Origin of the sequence: Microcoleus sp. K5-D4 (assembly GCF_036704575.1) — a bacterium.
Taxonomy (GTDB): domain Bacteria; phylum Cyanobacteriota; class Cyanobacteriia; order Cyanobacteriales; family Microcoleaceae; genus Microcoleus.
Map to the genome: position 1 here is coordinate 27,242 of NZ_JAUBSD010000052.1, position 18,462 is coordinate 45,703.

Below are 18,462 nucleotides of genomic sequence, written 5' to 3' on the forward strand. Positions count from 1 at the left end.
CATGCCACAAACAGTCTGGATCGCACGACACGGAAACCGCATCGACTTCGTTAACCCCGACTGGTTTCTTACGGCAGAACGCCGCTACGATCCCCACCTTTCCGAAGACGGTCACATTCAAGCCCAACAACTCGCCAATCGCCTCAAAGGTGAAGGAATTTCTCATATTTTTGCTTCTCCTTTTCTGCGAACTGTCCAAACAGCAAATCACGCGGCCGAAGCTCTCGATTTGTCAATTAAACTAGAGTGGGGACTGTGCGAATGGCTGAATCCGGAATGGATGACAGAAATGCCGGAAACTGAGTCCGTCGAAGCTTTGTGCAGGCGTTTTCCCAGGATTGATGCTTCCTACAAAGGCGGTATTGCTAATTATCCCGAAACTGGGGAAGCTTGTCTTAAAAGGGCGGGGGAAACTGCTAAACGCCTCGCGGCAGAGTTTCCCCAAGATATGTTATTAGTAGGTCACGGTGCGTCGGTTTTAGGAACTGCGATCGGGCTGGCGGGCGGTGCGGAAACGGAAATTAATGCTTCTCTGTGCTGTTTGGTAAAAGTGGTACGGGGTGAGGGAGAATGGTCGATCGCACTTAATGGCGATACTTCTCACCTGACTGACTCTGAAACCGTGATCCGGTTTAATTAAAGTTGAGATTCGTGCGAAAAATCGCATTTTATGCTATGTGTGTAAGGTGCGCCGAGGTGCACCCTACGTTAATCTGATTAGTGAGAATCTCGGTGTTATTATTTAATCTCGATCGCACATTTTAAATCGAAAATCTCAAATCGGTATGGCTGGACACAGTAAGTGGGCGAATATTAAACGCCAAAAAGCTAGAGTTGATGCCGTTAAAGGCAAAGTTTTTGCTCGAATATCTCGCGAAATTATTGTCGCGGCCCGCAGCGGAGTTCCCGATCCCGCTGGGAATTTTCAACTGCGGACGGCTATAGAAAAAGCCAAGGCGGCGAGTATTCCTAATGAAAACATAGAAAGGGCGATCGCCAAAGGTGCTGGCTTAGCCGGGGGAAGTTCGGATTTAGAAGCTATTCGCTACGAAGGTTACGGCGTTGGCGGAGTTGCTATTCTGATTGAAGCGCTGACAGACAATCGCAACCGCACCGCGGCTGACTTGCGAGAAGCTTTTACTAAAAATGGCGGCAACTTGGGCGAAACAGGTTGTGTGGGCTGGATGTTCGACCACAAAGGAGTTTGTACTGTACGCGGCCCGATTGATGAGGAACAATTGTTTGAAGCGTCGCTAGAGGCGGCTGCGGAATCTTATGATTTGATATTAATTGATGAGGATACTGAAGGTGCAGAGGTATTTACAAGCGTGGCTAATTTGGAACAAATGTCTGATGTTTTGAAACAAAAAAACTTTGCAGTTTTGCAGTCGGAAAATCGCTGGATTCCGAGCAATACAGTGGAAATAGATACTCCTGACAAAGCTCGATCGCTCCTTAAGTTAATGGATGCACTGGAAGATTTGGACGACGTGCAAAGTGTGACGGCTAATTTTGAAATGACAGATGAATTGATGTCTTTGAGTATGGTTTAATGGTTGAAAGATGAGGGATGGGGAGCGTCCTGCTGGCACTGCAAAAGACGAAAAATCGCCAGCGGGACGATCGCGCTACACTATTACCAGGAAACGAATCCCTATCTGTACGCGAGTGGGGAGTGTCAAATCCAACGCATTGCTCAAAAAGCTGCAATGAAAACCTCACCCCAAATTAAAGCCATGCTAGATAACAACGAAAGCAAAAGAGACAGCACCCACTCACAAGAAGTTCTCTCAGTAACCGAAGTAGCAGAAACCAAGGAGCGATCCAAATCGGAGGTGCAGGCTGAATCAGGGGATAAATCCAATTGGTTCGGTTCCGTTTTCGGAGCCGTCTCTGCAACGGCGAGTGCGGTAGGGAATGCGGTAGGCAATGCCGGAAGTGCGATTGTTAATACGGCTAGTGCGGTAGGCAATGCAGCAAGCAGTGCTGGAGGTGAGATTGTTGTTAATACCGCGAGTGCGGTAGGGAATGCGGTAGGGAATGCCGGAAGTGCAGCACTCCAATTTCCCAATTTTTTTGGTTCAGCCCTCGGTTCTATTTCCCAGAGTCCTATCCTAAAAAAACTGACTGAAAATTTCAAAATCGACTGGTTAGTTAATGCGATCAATAAAGTTGATGTCGTGACTGCCGAGGCGCAAGTTCGAGAGTTGCAGCGCCAATATCCTCACGAGAAACCTCAAGAAATCGCACATCGCTTAATGGTGGAAAAAGCCTTGCTAGCTGCAGGAAGTGGCTTGGTTAGCAGTTTAGTTCCGGGCGCAGCTTTGGCATTGGCTGGCATGGATTTAGCGGCAATGACGGTGTTATCCGCGGAGTTAGTTTATCAAATAGCTGCCGCCTATGGAAAGGATTTGCAATCGAGCGATCGCCAAAAAGAAGTTGTCGCTATTTTCGGTTTATCCTTGGGGAGCAATTTAGCGATCGAAGTTGGAGTTACGCTTGTCAGCAATATTCCCTTGGCGGGTGCGGTGATTAATGCTAGCGCCAGTGCGACAATGATTTACGCGCTGGGATACGGTGCTTGTCGGTTTTATGAAGCGCATCTCGATTCCTCGAAAATCGAAACCAAGCTCGAAGATTTACGAGAAGTCTTGCAAGCGGAAAGTGAGCAATATTTAGAGAAAGCGATCGCACAAGAAACGGTGATGGATTGGATTTTGGTGTATGTCGTCTATACCACCCAAAAATTCACCCGATGGGATGAGTTATTACCCCAATTACAAGCAGCGAATTTAAATCCCAAGTCTTTAGCTGAGATTGAAGCTGTGAAAAATAAGTCTAAATTGCCTCCCAAGTTGGATATTTTACTCGAACAACTCGAACTCGACTTTGCCGAACCACTTTTAAAGCGATGCACTGACATCATCGAGGCTGACGGTGAAATTAATGAACAAGAGGGGAAAATTTTGCTGACAATTCAACGGGCTGTTTTGAGCAAAAGAAAGCAAGCTCAAAAGCAAGCCTAGCCAACTTCTATCTAGGATGCGGTACCGGAAGCCACTGAAGCACAAACTGAAGTCTAAGCTAGATCACAAACTCCCCCGTGCGTTCACGCCCGGAAATGTCAAATCCAATGCTCATAAACTGGCTCAAGCGAATGGGGTACAACTCTGGGACGATAACAGTTAATTGATTTAGTGATTCGAGGATTCCCAGCAATACAGTGGAAATAGACACTCCTGAAAAAGCTCGATCGCTCCTTAAGTTAATGGATGCACTGGAAGATTTGGACGACGTGCAAAGTGTGACGGCTAATTTTGAAATGACAGATGAATTGATGTCTTTGAGTATGGTGTAACGATCTAAATCACCAGATTTTGGCCATCCGCAAGACAAATCCCGGTAACTCTGGATCGCCGCTGACTGTTTCAGGATTATCTAAGATTTCAGGTTCGCGATCGGGACGGTAGATGTAGACTTTTCTATTTTTGCGATCTAGCAAAAAGCCGAGCGATACACCATTGTCAATATATTCTTGCATCTTGTTTTGCAATCCCTTGAGAGTGTCACTAGCAGACCGCAATTCAATCACAAAGTCTGGACAAATCGGTGCGAATGAGGCTTTTTGTTCTTCAGTTAAGGCATTCCAGCGCTCTAGTTTAATCCATGAGGCATCGGGGGATCGGGTTGCTCCATTCGGCAAGGTAAAGCCTGCACTGGAGTCAAACGCTTCACCTGTGCCATCTTCTTCTGCCCAGTTCGCAAGTTGCTGAGCAATTTTAATGTTGCGATTCCCTGTATCTGAAAAAGCGGGTGACATAATGATAACTTCCCCACTGGCTGTACGCTCAATTCTCAAATCGCGATTAACTAGACAGAATTCATAAAACTGTTCAACAGTCATCGATTGGAGCGCAGGGAAATTGACCGTCAGTGGGACGCTTTCGGTTTGAATTAGCAGCGTCGTCATGGTTTTTCCTCAGTTGGTGCAGGGGTGATAGAATAGCTTGAGCTTACACTATTTTAGCTTGGCGATCGCAAGTCTTAGTCGATCGCGGATTCGGAGGCTTGTATCCGTTTTTGGGTTAGGTCAATAATCTTTTTTCCCAGTCAGCAAATAAGTAACCATGTATCCTTTGCCCTTAACTTGAATAGCGCCACGCTTCTGAAAAGTATATTTATCTTTTAATAACTCGTAGGTTTCGGCGGTGACTTGAATGCAGCCAGTAATCCCGTGGGATTCCATGCGCGAAGCAATATTTACTGTGTCGCCCCAGAGGTCGTAAATAAACTTTTTTAAGCCGATAACGCCGGCAACGACAGGGCCACTGCTAATCCCGATCCGAATGCTAAAAGGTTCCGAATGTTCTAAACTCAGGAGCCTAATTTCGTGCAGCATATCGATCGCCATGTTCGCAACCGCCTCGGCGTGATCCTCTCTGGCTGTAGGCAAACCGCCGACAACCATGTAAGCGTCACCAATAGTCTTAATTTTCTCCAAACCGTGGCGATCGGCCAAGTGGTCAAAAGCCGAAAAAATATCGTTGAGCACTTCCACCACTGCCGTCGCTGAAATTCTCGACGAAAGTTCTGTAAACCCCACAATGTCGGCAAACATCACAGTTACTTCCGCAAAACTTTCGGCGATATTGTGTTCATTGTCCTTCAAACGCAGGGCGATCGCTGCCGGCAAAACGTTTAGCAGCAGTTGCTCGGATTTAGCTTGTTCGAGTTCCAACTGTAGGTAAGCAGCCTGCAACTGTTCAGCTTGGCGAATTCTTTCTCCGGCTAGCTTTTCGATTTGCGCGGTGCGACTCAAAGATGTCAGCATATATGTCACCGGAATCAGAGTCCACAGCATCCCCATCGTCAGAGTTCCCCAAGAGCGCCAGTGCTTGCGAAGCCTGCGAATTTCCGGCGTTGCCGACACGTACATAGACCACTGGCGGCCGCTAATTTTCAGCCGCCTTCTGCAAGCTGTATAGTTCGGGCCTGGATTGTCAAGAATCGGGCAGTTTTGCAGGAGAGAGGGTTTCGCAGTGGGTGATGCTGGAAGCACTTGTTGGCTGGCGGATTGGAACTGCACCGCAAATTGCTGAATTCGCCTCTCAGCAGGGAGATTTTTGAGAACCGGGTTCCCCGTTTGCGGTAACAGCGACCCTGCTTCTTGCTTGTCTGGAGCCTCGCTAACGAGATAAATATTGAGGTAGTCGGTATTGCGTCCTTTTAAAGAGGTTTGGAAAATATCTTTGCCTCGAAATACGCCCAGAACAAATCCTTGTAGCAGTTGGCGACGGGATTCCAGGGTAGTCGGTTTACTGCTGTTTTCGTAAATCGGAACTACAGCCAAAAGACCCTGTTCCGGGGAATTGCCCTGAGTTAAGCCGATGTAGTTGGTGACAATCATTTCTCCTGTATCGCGCCCTCGATCGAGCGCGAGGCGGATTTCTGGGTGGGAGGCGAGGTCAAAGCCTAATACTGTCTCGTTTCCGGCTGGTGGTTCGACGTAGAAAGCCGGGAAGTATTCGGAACGCTGGAGGGCCTTGCGGAGTTCTCCTCGCGGGCCGCGCTCTGTAATCTCGAAGCTGGGCTCTGTTTCGGTTCTAGCTTTGGTTTCGTAGTTGCGCCGCTCGGAATTGGGAACGCGGGGGGCCCAAGCCAGGAGTTGCAGGCTGGGGTGGACGGATAGGGGACGGGCGACAAACCGGGCAAAAGAGGAACGCTCGACGGCGCTGAAGGCTTTCATGTAATCGCTGAGGGCGAGAACAGTATCTAAGTCGGAGTTGACCTGGCGTTCGATGCCGATCGAAATATCGTCAATGCGGCGGTGCATTTCGTAGTCGCGGCGCTTGTCTTCCCAGTCCCAAACCAAGGCGAATGTCAAAACCGACAGTCCGACACCCAAAGCCAGCGTCAACCCGGCTGGAATGTAGCGAGACCAGGATAAAGGTAGTTTTTTCAGCATAATTGCCTAGCGAATAAGGGCAGCAGATTAGCACACCGCTAAGTGCGATTTGTTCCGGCCTCTGAGTGCGGTTAATTCAAAACCCTGATAACTCAAGCACCGACGGCAATTGGGAATTAAAAGTTAGATATTTAAACTTTTAGATTAATGGACGATCGCTCAGCAGGGGATTTCAATCCAAAATTCCGCTCCCTGTCCGGGCGCTGAGATGCAACGCAGGCTTCCCTTATGTTTTTCTACCACAATCTGATGGCTGATGGATAATCCTAAGCCGGTTCCAGCCCCTACGGGCTTGGTGGTGAAGAACGGGTCAAATAGCCGCTTGCGAACCTCTTCGCTCATTCCCGGGCCACTGTCGGCGATGCAAATTACAATGCGATCGCAGTCACTGAGCTGGTTTTTACTGTGGCTTTTCAACCCAGCTTTTTTCATGAGGGTGCGAATCACGATCGTCCGAGGTTCCGGTTGGTTTTCTAGAGCATCGATCGCATTGCTGATAATATTGAGAAATACCTGGTTTAACTGACCCGCACAACAGTAAATATTGGATATTTTTCCATATTCTTTAATAATTTCAATCCCGCTCTTTATACTTGCCTGATGAAATCTGTGCTGCAATATTAACAGTGTACTGTCAATTCCTTCATGAACGTCTACCAACTTCATTTCTGCTTCATCCAGTCGCGAAAAGTTCCGCAGCGATAACACAATATTACTGATTCTTTCTACTCCTACTCTCATGGAATTTAGCATTTTTGGCAAATCTTCCTTCAGAAAATCTAACTCTAAATCCTTAACTTTTTCAGCAATCTGAGGCACTGGGGACGGGTAGCATTCCTGGTAGAGACTTAAGAGTTCTATTAAATCATGAAAATAGTTGTATGTATGAGAAATATTGCCGTTAATAAAAGTTGCGGGATTGTTGATTTCGTGGGCAATCCCAGCCACCATCTGACCGAGACTCGACATCTTTTCGGATTGAACTAATTGGATTTGAGCGTTTTGTAGTTGTTCGTAGGCTTCTTGCAATTGGGCGGCTTGTTTTCTTAATTGAGATTCGGAAGCTTGGAGTGCGGCGGCGGAAATTTTGCGGTTCGTTATATTTTCAATCATCCCTAAGTTGTAAATAGGTTTTCCTTCGCCGTCTCGAATCAAAGTAGCTGTCACATTTACCCAAACAATTTTACCTGTAGCGGTAATCTGGCGGAGTTCGATTTGATAGTGAGTAATTTCTCCCCGCTCAAGAGAATCAGCAACTTGGATATTTTTTGGATAATCGTCGGGATGCCCAAGTTCTATAAATGTTTTGCTCAGCAATTCTTCGGCGGTATATCCCAGCATTTCGTAGTAAGTTTTATTAACTCGCACTAACTTGTTATCATCTAAATTAGCTAAGTAGATAGCGATGGGCGCATCTTCAAAAATTGTGCGAAATAGTTCCTCGCTGGCCCGAACTTTAGCTGCTAGGGAAAGCCTATCGGTGATGTCTTCAAACGTAGACAAAATGCCGACTACATTGCCGGAATTGTCGTGTAAAGGTATTTTATTTGTATCCAGACAGCACTGGGTGCCGTCGGCTTGCATTTTGGATTCTATGATGTGATATTCTGGGGTGTTAGTTGCCATGATGCGGCGGTCGCAGGCTCGAAAAAATTCTGTTTCTTCCGGCTTCCAGGGCATATCGAAGTCGGTGAGACCGGCGATTTCACTCGGGTGATTGAAACCTGCGACTTTGGCAAAGTTTTTGTTGCCTCCCAAGTAAACTAAATCTCGATCTTTCCAGGCGATTAACTGAGGGATGTTATTGATTACCGACCACAGCATTTTTTTGGAGGTTTCCAAGGCTTCCGTGCGTTCTAGGACGCGCTTTTCAAGTTCTTGATTGGCTTGTTGCAGGGCCATTTTTGATTCGCTGAGGGCCATTTCTGCTAGCTTGCGATCGCTGATGTCGATTGTCACCCCTTCCCACAGTATATCGCCCCCCGGTTGCAGTTCGGGGCGGGCAATACCGCGAATCCATTTCAGTTTTCCAGATGCGGTTACGATCCGCCATTCATATATCCACGGTTTTAAAGTTTGGCCGGAAATGGCGAGAGATTCTAACAGAACTTTTAGGTCTTCTGGATGCACCGTTGACCATACTAAATCCGAGTTTTCTTGAACTTTTTCTGGATCTAATTCGTAGAGTTCCCAACAGCCTGAACTGACATAAATGAATTCATCGGAACCGTCGGGATGCAGCAAGTATTGATAAATCATTCCCGGCACGTTGGCGGCCATTTTTTGGAATCTGGCTTCGCTTTGCTGCAGTGCTGATTCTGCAAGTTTGCGATCGCTAATGTCAATCAACAACCCGTCCCAAATAATGTTACCTTTTTCGCCCGGTTCTGGCCGGGAAGCCCCGCTAACCCACTTAATCCGATCGCCCGGAAAAACAAATCTGCCTTCCCACCGCCAAGGCTCTAAAGTTTTAGCTGAGATAGCAACAGATTCCTGGAAGCTTGGCGCATCCTCTGGATGAATCATTTCGATCGCGGGAATAGCTGAGTTTTGCAGTACATCTGGTTCTAATTCCCAGAGTTCGCGGCAGCCGGAACTGACGTAGGGGAATGACATAGTGCCGTCTGCTGCTAACTGAAATTGATAAATCATTCCCGGAACGTTGGCAACGAGTTTTTGAAACCTCGCTTCGCTTTGCCGTAGTGCTGTTTCTGCTTCTAGGCGATCGGTAATATCATAAAATGCCGATAAAATTGCGGCTTCGCCATTAAAATTAATCGCTCGCATCGACATTTTTACCCAAAAAAAACTGCCATTTGCTTTCTTGAGGCAGATTTCTTCGCGGTCGCTAAAGCCATTTTGTTTGACTAATTCTATCAATTGACGGCGGTCATTGATATTGGCATAAAGTGCAATTTTTTTGCGTCCGATAAGTTGTTCGTAACTCAAACCTAAACTTTCACCTAGAGCAGGATTTGCATACAAAATAAGGCTGTCTTCTAGGCGTGTAATTAACATGGGAACGGGAGTCGTACTGGCGATCACGCGCAATCTTTCTTCGCTTTCTTCCCTGGCTGTTTCGGCTGCTACTCTTTTGCTAATATCGTTCTGAACTCCGATAAAATGAGTTAATTTTCCCTCATTGTCTAGGATGGGGGAAACCATTAATTCGTTCCAAAAAGGAGTTTTGTCTTTGCGATAATTTTTGAGAACTACCTGAATTTCCGTTCCCGCTTCCAAGCTGCGGCGGAGTTTATTTAATTGGGTCTGATCGGTATCGGGGCCCTGCAAAAATCGGCAGTTGCGTCCAATAACTTCTTCGGAACTGTAACCGGTCAGTTTCTCAAAAGCAGGATTGCAGTAGATAATAGGTATGTCAGGCTTGCGAGCATCCGCGATGAGGATGCTGTTGCTCGACGCTGCGATCGCCCGCTCTAGGAGAGACAGGTTGAAAGAGTCTGTTGTCATCTGTGGCAATATCCAAATTCCCAGGGAGGGGACAGAACAATAAAAATTTATAAATAGCTTGAGCCATTCTTATTGTATAATTTTATTTTCAATTTAGCTTTTTTAACAAAGTCAGCAGCCCAAAAAAGCCGACGTGGGAGACGACTAATACCATTTTAGATTTTAGATTTTAGATTGGCAATGACTGATTCCATTATGGTTTGGGGCACGGGCATACAGTTGCCTCCTGGTTTAAAAGTAGTACCACCGAAGGAATTTGGTAATTATCCAGAAAACAGAAGGTGAAAATACCGAATGCGGCAAGAAAACAGAAGGTGAAAATACTGATATTTTCAACTTTTTTTCTACTCCTCCTTCCATCCGGCCCGTCAACCCTTTTAAATTGACAAGCTGAGGGAAGAACCCTGAGCGGTTTTGCTTACTTCAATCCTGGCTTGAAAAGCTTCTTTCAGGTGGGGCATATGGGTAACGGTGAGGATGCAGGCGAAGTCGGAGGCGATCGCATTAATTGCAGCAATCAGCCGATCGCACCCTTCAGCATCCTGAGTTCCGAATCCCTCATCAATAATCAACATTTGCAAAGCCGTGCCCGCCCGCTGAGACAGCAGTCTCGCCAGCGCCAGCCGAATCGCAAAATTAATCCGAAAAGCTTCACCGCCAGAGTAAGTTTCGTAGGCGCGAGTACCGCGTGCATCAGCAATTAAAATGTCTAAGGTGTCAATCAATTTAGTGGCTTTTTTAGAAGCAGCAGCCCGCTGAGTAATAAATTGAACGTGCAATTGATTCGCGCTCAATCTCGACAATATCTGATTTGTTTCAGCTTCGAGTTGAGGCAAAACATTTTCAATCATTAAAGCTTGAATGCCGTTTTTACCAAATGCTTGACCCAACTCTTGATAAACTCGCTGCTGGCGTTTTGCAACTTGCATCTGCTCTTTTTGAGCTACTAACTGAACTTGCAGATTTTCCAAATTTTGCTGCTGCTGCTGGAGGCGTCCGAGACTTCCCAAATGTTGGTCTAGCTGCTGGCGGCGGCGACTGATTTGCTGTTCGATCGCACTTATGCGGGCTGTGGGATCGGGATGTTCTTGCAATTGCTGGTTCATCGCGGCAGTTTGAGCGCTGACAGCTTGCAAATCTCGATCGCGCACTGCGATGGAATTTGCTATTTCATTAACCCGCTGCTGCACTTGCGGGTACTGCACAGTTGCCGATCGCAATTTTTCGGCGCGAGCGATCCAAAACTGCGATCGGCGCATTTCGCTCCGGACGTGTTCGTGCTGTTCCAAATTATAGCCAACTTCCGCAATGTATCTATCTAAAGACAGAATTTGCTGCTGTATTTCCGAGCTATTTTTTTGCTGTTCTAACTGTTGCTGTACTGTGGCTAATTGAGTTTGCAAATCCGGGCGGCGAGCATTAATTTTATTCAGTTTCTGCTGAGCATCTTTGATTTGAGCTTGCTTAATTTCCGCCCACCGCAAGCGCTTTTCATCGCTGCGGGCGAGGGAGTGGCTGCGATCGCTGTAATTGAGCTGTTGCAGTTGCTGTTCGATTTGCTGAAGTTCGCCCAAATCATCGGCTGCATACTCGCCGGTGCGTAGCAACCGCTCTATTTCTGCCGCGTCTTGACGCATACTTTGCAGTCGGTTTTCATCTTGGCTCAGGCTATCTAATTGTGCTTGCAAATGGCTGCGGCGTTCCCGTAATTCTTGGTAGGGCGCTAATTCCTCTTCTAGTTCGCGGTATTCATGTCTGAGGACTTGAATTTCGCGCTCGGAGACGGCCAACTGTTCGCGCACAACCCACAGTTGGTTCCAGATTTCCTGCTGTTGGGTGTGGTGTTTTGTGACTACCAAATTCCAGTAGTGTTCGTCTAAAGGTCGATCGCACAAAGGACAATTGCCAAAATTTGTATCTCGCACCATTAAAGGCGAATTCGATGGCTCGTTTTCCGCAAAATTAGAGGCTTTACCTTCGCCTGCGCTGGTTTCTCCTTCATGTTTCCGCAGCAGTTGCAGTTTTTGGTCGATCTCGGCGAGTCTGGTTTGATAGTCGCGGCTTTTGGCTTGCAGGTTTCCGAGAAAGTCGTGCCTTTCTTGACCTTTTTCGCGGACTCGCTGCTGATAAACTCGCTTGTTTTCCAACTGCAAAATTTGATTGGCGATAGCCGAGATTTCCTGCTGTAATTGCGGCTGTCGCTGCTGCTGCTGAACTTGCACCTGTCGGTTGATTTCGTCTAAGCGGGCGGTTAAACCGGCGCGGGCGCGATCGAGCTTTTGTTGCTTTTGCTGCTGCTGTTGTAGCAGCGGCGAAACTTGCAGTTGCAGTTGCTCTAGTTCGTTGAGGCGCGATCGAACTGCTTGCAACTGTGCGAGTCCTTTGTCAACCTCCGGCTGCTGTTTGAGAATTTCCAGAACATCTTTTTCATCTTGTTCTAAAACCTCTAATTGAGCTTGCAACTGCTGAATTTTGCTTTGCAAAAAGCTCAGTTCTTGCCGTTGCTGTTCTTGCAATTGCTGACGCTGATTTTGGGCTTGTTGGTTTGCCTTAAATTTGCCAGCCAGAGTTTCTTCTGTGGCTTGCAAGCTTTGGAAATACGCGATGCCTGCTGTTATTTCCTTTTCTTGTCCTAGGAGGGCTTGTAGCTCATTTTGCTGCTGTTTTGCTGCGCTGAGTTCTTGCTGCAAGCGGCGGCATTCTTGAGTGATATTGTAGTGCTGCTGCTGGTGGCCGGCGAGGAGTTTTTGCCAAGTTTGACGGTTGTGGTGCTGGAGTTGCAGTTGCCGTAACTCAGTTGTGTCGGCTTGCTGCTGCTGCTGAAGCAAATCGGTTGCTTGCTGCAATTGAGTTTGTTCGGAGGCGAGATTCTCTTTTTGTTGCAGTTGCTCTTGTACGGTTAGCAAACTCTGTTTGAGCACTTCGACTTGAGCTTTAAATTGTTTGGACGTATCTTTGGCTTGTTCGGATAAAGTATCGTAGGAGTCGAGTTTGAGCAGGTTGGCTAAAACTTGTTTGCGTTCGATCGGCTTTTTGAGCATAAATTCATCAGCTCGCCCCTGCCGCAAATACGCCGAGTTGATGAAGGTATCGTAATCTAGTTTGATGTGTTCGAGGATTTTTTGCTGAGTTGTTCTCAGACCTTTGTCTGTGAGCGTGCGAAAATTAAGTTTTTCCTCACTCTCGGCAGAATTCAAGCTGACTTGAAATTCCAAACTTCCCGATTGTCCGCGCCGGCGGTTCCGAATCACCCGGTAGATTTGGCCGCCGGTAGAGAAAGTGAAATCAACGCGCACATCTGTTTCGCCGATATGGATGATATCGTCTTCCGTATCGCTGCGGCAACAGCCCCAAAGTGCCCAGGATAGGGCTTCTAAGAGGGAGGATTTGCCAGCACCGTTAGGCCCGCAAATGCAAGCGGTGTGCAGGCCGCGAAAGTCTAAAGCAGCTTCGCGATAGCTGAGAAAATTTTTGAGTGTAAGTTGTATAGGAATCATTTAGGCCATCGCGCCATACAATCTATCTATAAATAACACTATTTGTACGCTGTTGCCTAGTTATTCAATCCAGATCCAGAACAATTGTCAGTGCTTCTGCAATTTCTTCCATAATTGTCTCGGACAGGGTTCCGAGTTGTCGGACAAATCTTTGTTGCGAGACGGAACGGACTTGAAAAGTATCGGCGGCGGAGAGTTTCGCCAAGCCATTTTCGCCGCTGGGTTCTAGTCGAACCATCCAATTTCTCTCGGTGTATCGCTCTTTCCAGTCAGTGATGGGAACAATAACTTCAAGCAGCAAAATTCCAACGGTTTCATCACTGACAATTACTACCGGACGGGTTTTGCCGATTTCGGCGCCCACAGTAGGTTCAAGCGCAACCAGCCAGATTTCGCCTCTACGCATTAGTTTTTATCCCTGCGTTCAGGTATTCTTCCTCGGATTCAAAATAGGGTTCGCTATCAGCCGACCACAAATCATGTAAAGCACCTCCCGGCATATAATCTTTGACTGCTGCTTCTGCTGCAGCTCTGAGTCTCCGCTTTCTCTCGGCTTTGCGCTGGGCTTTTTCTTCTATTTCTTCGCGCATCATCCGCGAAGCTGCTTCGATGATTTCTAGGCGTTCTTCTGCTGTCAGATTTTTGAGTGCTGCTAAGATTTCTGTTTTGGTCACGGTTTTTTCGGGTGGTGGGTGAGAAAGTGCGATCGCACCATCATTATATCTTTCACAAAAATCAATATCGCCGCTCTGTGTTGATGACGCACCCTACATTACCGGTCTGTGCTGATGGCCCACCCTACATGGATCGCATTAACAGATTTTCCATCATCAAAAAGGGTTGACTGTATTCCTACAGCCAACCCCGCACATATTTATTTGTCCTGCGTTTGCTCAAACAGCAACACTACCTAACAAGATTCGGGAACGTATAGCCGACACCGACTAACAATCCCACGTCAGCTCCGTCAACAAAACCAATATTCAATCCCGCTGTTGCTGTTAAATTTGTCGTCAGCGGCACATCTACACCCCCCGAAATCAGGAAGCCAAAATTACCGTCATCCCCGGTAGTAACTATCACGCCAGCACCTGCATAGGGAGCAGCACTAATCACAAAATCCTCGCTGACTTCGACGGTCTCTTGAGATACAAAATCGAAGGTAACGGGAACTAGAAGAGTTAAGTTGTCGCGCAACAAAACAGTCGGTCTCACCGACAAATTGTTCGTCAAACCGATTTTGCTAATAATCGCAAATGAACCGTCGCCTAAGGCTGAATCTCCGCCAAAACCTACATTGCCGCCAATGCCGATGTAGCTGGGCCCAGAACGGGTAGCTCGGCCTGGTCGGATTTGAGTTCCCTGAGCCACTTTTTCAGTTGCTTCGGAGACAGTTGCAGGTTTTTCAGCAACTTTCGGTTGGTTTGTCAAAGCTGAGGCGGAAGTGCTGACAGGATTGCTCAACAATTCTTGTGCTGTTTGGACTTCTTTTTCTTCCTTCGTTGCTGTTACTTCAAGATTATTGCTCTCGGCAACAATTGAGGTAGGTCGCTCGCTCTTTTTGGCAGTCTCGACTTTTGACTGCACTTTGACACCATTATCAGCAATTTTAGCGGTTTCTTCCGAATTTTCAGTCTCAGCAGCAATGGATGTATTTGGCGCTGTTTCTATCTCAGCAATTTCAGATGTTGCTGCTTCCGATTTTTCGGGTGCAGCAATAGATACTTGCAAGTTGGCGTCCGGTTCGGAGGCTGCTGGCTCTGCTGCTTCTGTTAGTTCGCTCCAACTGATAGAATCAATTTTTTTATTACTAGCCGTTGTTTCTGCGTCGGGTTTAACTGCGGAAGTTGCCGTCGGCTCAGAAATTTGGTCAATATTTTGAGCGGCTATTGTTGCAGTTGTAGCGACATCGGGCAAGTTGCCAGTTTCAGCTTTCGCTGACATGGTACTGCAACAAACAGCTAAAGCTGCAAGATTTATTAACGCAAAAGTAGACTTGGAAAATAGACTATTCATAGAAACTCCTCAATGAAGGGTGTGTTAAAAGTGTAAGTGTTTGAGGGCGACCGTCGAGAGCTTTGCTAAAAAAAGACACAAATATGAGTTGTGTTGTTCCTAGATTGGCATTTTACCGTTGAATAGTCAACTCTCAAGCTGATTAGATTCAAGAACGGACGGTTGGTTTAGAGGCTAATTTTAATTTACAGATCGATCAGCAAAAAATCAATCCTAGGGATGATTGCACCCTTGCTCCTGTTTAATTGAGGGGTCGATCGCGCGCCTCGCTTGCATTCTACAAGACTGTACTTGGGGGCGCTGCACTGGCAGCCACGCCGGAAAAACCCGGTTTTTGAGGGCGCACCAGCTCGAAACCAGAAGACAACAAGCTTTCAAAACAGTTTTGGCAGCCCCGCCGTCCACAGCAAGTGCAGTTAATACAACGCGATCGGCTGCTGCACAGTCCATGACAATTAATGTAGAATAATACCACCGATCCGAGAAATATTTGTGGGTCGATCGTGTCAAAATTACTGAATTTTATGAAAATTGTGTAAAATTTAGTGTTCTATTTGTAAAGTTTAGCCTTCGCTTTCGCTCAGGGTCTGACCATCTCACAACAGTACGCAACTAAACAAGTAAAAAAATACAAATTATCTCATCTCAACCTGACTTTATGAGCAAAGTTCTAGTCATATTAGGCGAATTGAGCGATCGCGACATCGATTGGATGCTCGCCAACGGCACCCGCACCCAAGTCCTCCCCGGCACAACTCTGATCACCGAAGGGAAGCCCTTAGACGCCTTGTACATAGTTCTGGAGGGAACTTTGAGCGTTGCTGTATCATCTTTAGGCGGCAAAGAAATTGGAAAAATTATTTCCGGCGAAGTGTTAGGCGAAATGTCTTTTGTAGACGGGAGGCTTCCTTCTGCTAGCGTCACGGCAATTGAAGAGTGCCTCATCCTGTCAATTCCCCGGCGGCTGCTAACTGAAAAACTAGAGCAAGACGTGCTTTTTTCCCTGCGGTTTTATCGGGCGATTACCAAATTTCTGTCGTCGAGACTGCGGGGTACAGTCAAACGCTTCGGCGATGATAGTGATGGTTTAATATATCAAGAGCCCGACGACGAGGACGCCATCCCGCAAAATGTCGAAAATCCAGATTTGGCTGAATCGAGATTTCAATGGCTGTTGGAGCGTTTGAAGGGGAGTTGAAGTTCGGCAACGAGCAGTGTACAGGATTTAATGGATTTAACACCAATTTCTAGTTACCCTTTCCCAATTCCCAATTTCCCATTAGAAAACATATTTTTCAGCGACGCGCCAATAGCGAGAAAAACGCTTCAAATCAATATAACCATCGTAGCGGACAAAGGCTTCCGGTGGCAAAACTTCTACTGGGTGCGATCGCTTAATTTCCCGGCAAATATCCTGAAACCGAGGACTGGGACTTTCCGCAGTCACCACTTGATTCGCGCCGGATTCGATCGCAAAAGCGATAATTTCCGCAGCCACATCGCCCCGCCGAATAACTACCGGCAACTCCAGCAAACATTCGTAAATAAACACCATTCGTTTGAGACTTAACTGCCATTCATCAATCAGCGCATCATCCCAAACCCAGATTGCCGGTGCCTCTGGATGCGCTTTAAAAGCCGGGCCTTCAGGACTCAAGCAGTCACCGTGCAGCCAAATAATCGGATTGTTCATAAATTGGGAATGGGGAATTGGGAATAAGGAATTGGGAATGGGGAATTGGGAATAGGTATTTGGTAACTAATTACAACAGTTAACCGTCAACAGTCAACAGTCAACCAATGAATTTTTAAGTTGTGCGACCTTTTTTAGAGCCTTGCCAACTTTTAGAACCGCCGCTACGATCGACCTTTTCTCCATGAGGAAACAACTGCCCTTCCAAATATTCGTAAGTTCCCTCAAAATCGCATTGCCCATAAAAAGGACAATCGCGACAATAAACCGCCTTAGTGTAACGCTCCAAATTTTCCCGATTAAAAAAATAAGGTTTGTGACTAAAAGTGCTTGCTACCCACTGCCAAGAAAGATTATTGCTCGCCGGATCTCCATCTAGCAAATGTTGCAAAAACCAGCGAGCTCCGGCTTGCCAGCGCACGCGACGCCAGTGTACGAGATAAGCGGCAGTCCACATCCGCTGGTGATTGTGCAAATAACCAGTTTCTCGCAACTGGCGACTGAAACTGTCGATGCAAACCAAACCCGTCGTGCCCTCGACGACATCCTGTGGCAGAGTTTCGCTGTAATCTTTAGCAGTGTAACCAGTTTTGTAGGGTTCCCGGTCTTGCCAAATCCCGTTGCCCAATTCGACGTACAGTCGCTGCCAATAATCCCGCCAACCCAACTCGTTGACAAGTTTCACTGCCTCTTCTGGATGCCGCACCTTCTCCAGGACGGCATCCCGGACTTCGGCAAGACTCAAAACGCCGTAGCGCAAATAGGGCGACAACCGCGTTACCGCACCGTTGAGGAAATTGCGGGTTGAGGCGTACTTGCCGGGGTCAATTTGTTGCAGGGCTGTCTCGGCTGCTTTGCGCCCGCCTAGGATCGGGGGTACGCTGCTGTCCCGGGCGGCGGCTTCGGGGAACTGTTGACGCACGTAGGCTATTAATTCGTCGCGGCTGGCAAATTCCCGCTCCATGTCCTGACTCATTCTTTTCTCAAGCACCTGCTATTGTTTCTTAATGTTAAAGCTATTTGTTCGGGCCTGCGGGGTCGATCGCCCTAAACCCTTCGCTCCTGGTAACTCACATCTTGCCTGTTCATAAAGGCTAATTGATGAGCGTGCAATATCTCAGTGCTAACGTACAGTTTGCCCCAGCAGCAATTGATCGTCGGTTCGCAGCCAAAATTAGCATCAAAGTCAGTACACTCAGGGATAGATATCATAGCTAGTAAAAGTATAGTCATTTATTGCATGACATGGGAGGCGTTAAGTCCCTCCCCCTTCACTTTTACTTTGAGCGGATTGACCCGCCTCGGCTGAACTACGCAGCTCTCTATCCCATTGCTAAACGCATTTGGGATTGCTTTTCTCAGGATGTTGTAAGAAGCATTAATATCGGAATTAATTAATTGAGCAACTGATGTCTTGTACAAACCTCTTTTGATTCGCTTACCACTAAATACGACATCATCAGCGCCAGTATGCCCATACACAGGAATCGGATCTAGATTCAGGAAACTTGAGATAGAGGTGTAAGATTCCTCTTGCACGATCACCTTAATCCCAACCAATCGAGCCTTGTATTCCAACATTTCAATCAGTTGAGCGTGAGGAATACTGACAAAGTTTTGATTTGTTTGCTTTCCCAAGCCAATCTCGGTTTTCCATTGTGCATTCTTGCCAACTACTAGCGTCCCTATTTGTTTGGCAGCTAAAATATCTACTATCAATCGACTTGCGTGATGCAAGTAATTATCGACTTTTTGGTTTCGACAGCGAGTTAAACGCTGAATGCGAGGTGAACTCTTGCGGCTTCCTTTTAACTGAGATTGTA

General features: G+C 47.0%; 15 protein-coding genes and 1 pseudogene. 5 read left to right on the forward strand and 11 right to left on the reverse strand.

The window, feature by feature from the left end; all coding sequences use genetic code 11:
* Position 1 precedes the first annotated feature (1 nt).
* The 4 genes and pseudogenes from QUA77_RS17155 to QUA77_RS17170 form a co-directional block, all read left to right on the forward strand.
* Complete coding sequence (locus tag QUA77_RS17155; protein ID WP_333451406.1) at positions 2–640, forward strand: histidine phosphatase family protein; 639 nt, start codon at positions 2–4, stop codon at positions 638–640.
* A 145-nt stretch (positions 641–785) separates the two neighbouring features.
* Positions 786–1,553, forward strand: a complete 768-nt coding sequence (locus QUA77_RS17160; RefSeq protein ID WP_333451408.1) for a YebC/PmpR family DNA-binding transcriptional regulator — start codon at positions 786–788, stop codon at positions 1,551–1,553.
* A 156-nt stretch (positions 1,554–1,709) separates the two neighbouring features.
* Positions 1,710–3,026 (forward strand): hypothetical protein, encoded by a 1,317-nt coding sequence (locus QUA77_RS17165; protein ID WP_333451410.1) that lies wholly within the window; start codon positions 1,710–1,712, stop codon positions 3,024–3,026.
* 182 nt (positions 3,027–3,208) lie between these two features.
* Positions 3,209–3,358: pseudogene (locus QUA77_RS17170) on the forward strand (YebC/PmpR family DNA-binding transcriptional regulator); the annotation flags it as partial.
* 9 nt (positions 3,359–3,367) lie between these two features.
* On the opposite strand, the gene QUA77_RS17175 reads toward QUA77_RS17170, so the two are convergent.
* The 8 genes from QUA77_RS17175 to QUA77_RS17210 all read right to left on the reverse strand — a co-directional run bounded on the left by QUA77_RS17175 (position 3,368) and on the right by QUA77_RS17210 (position 15,396).
* Positions 3,368–3,970, reverse strand: a complete 603-nt coding sequence (locus tag QUA77_RS17175; protein ID WP_333451412.1) for a Uma2 family endonuclease — start codon at positions 3,968–3,970, stop codon at positions 3,368–3,370.
* A gap of 120 nt (positions 3,971–4,090) precedes the next feature.
* On the reverse strand, positions 4,091–5,965 hold the full coding sequence (locus tag QUA77_RS17180) for an adenylate/guanylate cyclase domain-containing protein (protein WP_333451414.1): 1,875 nt from the start codon (positions 5,963–5,965) through the stop codon (positions 4,091–4,093).
* 159 nt (positions 5,966–6,124) lie between these two features.
* Entirely contained in the window at positions 6,125–9,433 is a 3,309-nt protein-coding gene (locus QUA77_RS17185) for a PAS domain S-box protein (RefSeq protein WP_333451416.1), read from the reverse strand.
* Between the two features lie 377 nt (positions 9,434–9,810).
* Positions 9,811–12,930: an AAA family ATPase gene (locus QUA77_RS17190; protein ID WP_333039353.1), complete on the reverse strand. Its 3,120-nt coding sequence runs from the start codon at positions 12,928–12,930 to the stop codon at positions 9,811–9,813.
* Between the two features lie 64 nt (positions 12,931–12,994).
* Positions 12,995–13,336, reverse strand: coding sequence for a type II toxin-antitoxin system PemK/MazF family toxin (locus QUA77_RS17195; protein ID WP_190657517.1), 342 nt, complete (start codon positions 13,334–13,336; stop codon positions 12,995–12,997).
* Complete coding sequence (locus QUA77_RS17200; protein ID WP_333039350.1) at positions 13,329–13,604, reverse strand: hypothetical protein; 276 nt, start codon at positions 13,602–13,604, stop codon at positions 13,329–13,331. The genes QUA77_RS17195 and QUA77_RS17200 overlap by 8 nt, the downstream gene beginning before the upstream one ends.
* Before the next feature lie 232 nt (positions 13,605–13,836).
* Complete coding sequence (locus QUA77_RS17205; RefSeq protein ID WP_333039348.1) at positions 13,837–14,946, reverse strand: hypothetical protein; 1,110 nt, start codon at positions 14,944–14,946, stop codon at positions 13,837–13,839.
* Positions 14,947–15,159: 213 nt separating this feature from the next.
* Complete coding sequence (locus tag QUA77_RS17210; protein ID WP_333451419.1) at positions 15,160–15,396, reverse strand: hypothetical protein; 237 nt, start codon at positions 15,394–15,396, stop codon at positions 15,160–15,162.
* A gap of 208 nt (positions 15,397–15,604) precedes the next feature.
* Between QUA77_RS17210 and QUA77_RS17215 the strand changes: the two genes are divergently transcribed.
* Positions 15,605–16,144, forward strand: coding sequence for a cyclic nucleotide-binding domain-containing protein (locus QUA77_RS17215; RefSeq protein ID WP_333039344.1), 540 nt, complete (start codon positions 15,605–15,607; stop codon positions 16,142–16,144).
* 81 nt (positions 16,145–16,225) lie between these two features.
* On the opposite strand, the gene QUA77_RS17220 is transcribed toward QUA77_RS17215, so the two are convergent.
* The 3 genes from QUA77_RS17220 to QUA77_RS17230 form a co-directional block, all read right to left on the reverse strand.
* The gene (locus tag QUA77_RS17220) at positions 16,226–16,639 is read right to left on the reverse strand and encodes a hypothetical protein (RefSeq protein ID WP_333039342.1); all 414 of its coding nucleotides are present in this window, start codon (positions 16,637–16,639) and stop codon (positions 16,226–16,228) included.
* A gap of 115 nt (positions 16,640–16,754) precedes the next feature.
* Positions 16,755–17,615, reverse strand: coding sequence for an FAD-binding domain-containing protein (locus QUA77_RS17225; RefSeq protein WP_333451421.1), 861 nt, complete (start codon positions 17,613–17,615; stop codon positions 16,755–16,757).
* A 257-nt stretch (positions 17,616–17,872) separates the two neighbouring features.
* A partial coding sequence (locus QUA77_RS17230) for a transposase (protein ID WP_333451423.1) occupies positions 17,873–18,462 on the reverse strand: 590 nt, incomplete at its 5' end.

Coding starts and splice junctions, on each gene's coding strand:
- QUA77_RS17180 (WP_333451414.1), bottom strand. CDS start 5,965: ATGCTGAAAAAACTACCTTTATCCTGGTCTCGCTACATTCCAGCCGGG.
- QUA77_RS17185 (WP_333451416.1), bottom strand. CDS start 9,433: ATGACAACAGACTCTTTCAACCTGTCTCTCCTAGAGCGGGCGATCGCA.
- QUA77_RS17175 (WP_333451412.1), bottom strand. CDS start 3,970: ATGACGACGCTGCTAATTCAAACCGAAAGCGTCCCACTGACGGTCAAT.
- QUA77_RS17215 (WP_333039344.1), top strand. CDS start 15,605: ATGAGCAAAGTTCTAGTCATATTAGGCGAATTGAGCGATCGCGACATC.
- QUA77_RS17160 (WP_333451408.1), top strand. CDS start 786: ATGGCTGGACACAGTAAGTGGGCGAATATTAAACGCCAAAAAGCTAGA.
- QUA77_RS17155 (WP_333451406.1), top strand. CDS start 2: ATGCCACAAACAGTCTGGATCGCACGACACGGAAACCGCATCGACTTC.
- QUA77_RS17225 (WP_333451421.1), bottom strand. CDS start 17,615: ATGAGTCAGGACATGGAGCGGGAATTTGCCAGCCGCGACGAATTAATA.
- QUA77_RS17220 (WP_333039342.1), bottom strand. CDS start 16,639: ATGAACAATCCGATTATTTGGCTGCACGGTGACTGCTTGAGTCCTGAA.
- QUA77_RS17210 (WP_333451419.1), bottom strand. CDS start 15,396: ATGGACTGTGCAGCAGCCGATCGCGTTGTATTAACTGCACTTGCTGTG.
- QUA77_RS17195 (WP_190657517.1), bottom strand. CDS start 13,336: ATGCGTAGAGGCGAAATCTGGCTGGTTGCGCTTGAACCTACTGTGGGC.
- QUA77_RS17165 (WP_333451410.1), top strand. CDS start 1,710: ATGAAAACCTCACCCCAAATTAAAGCCATGCTAGATAACAACGAAAGC.
- QUA77_RS17205 (WP_333039348.1), bottom strand. CDS start 14,946: ATGAATAGTCTATTTTCCAAGTCTACTTTTGCGTTAATAAATCTTGCA.
- QUA77_RS17190 (WP_333039353.1), bottom strand. CDS start 12,930: ATGATTCCTATACAACTTACACTCAAAAATTTTCTCAGCTATCGCGAA.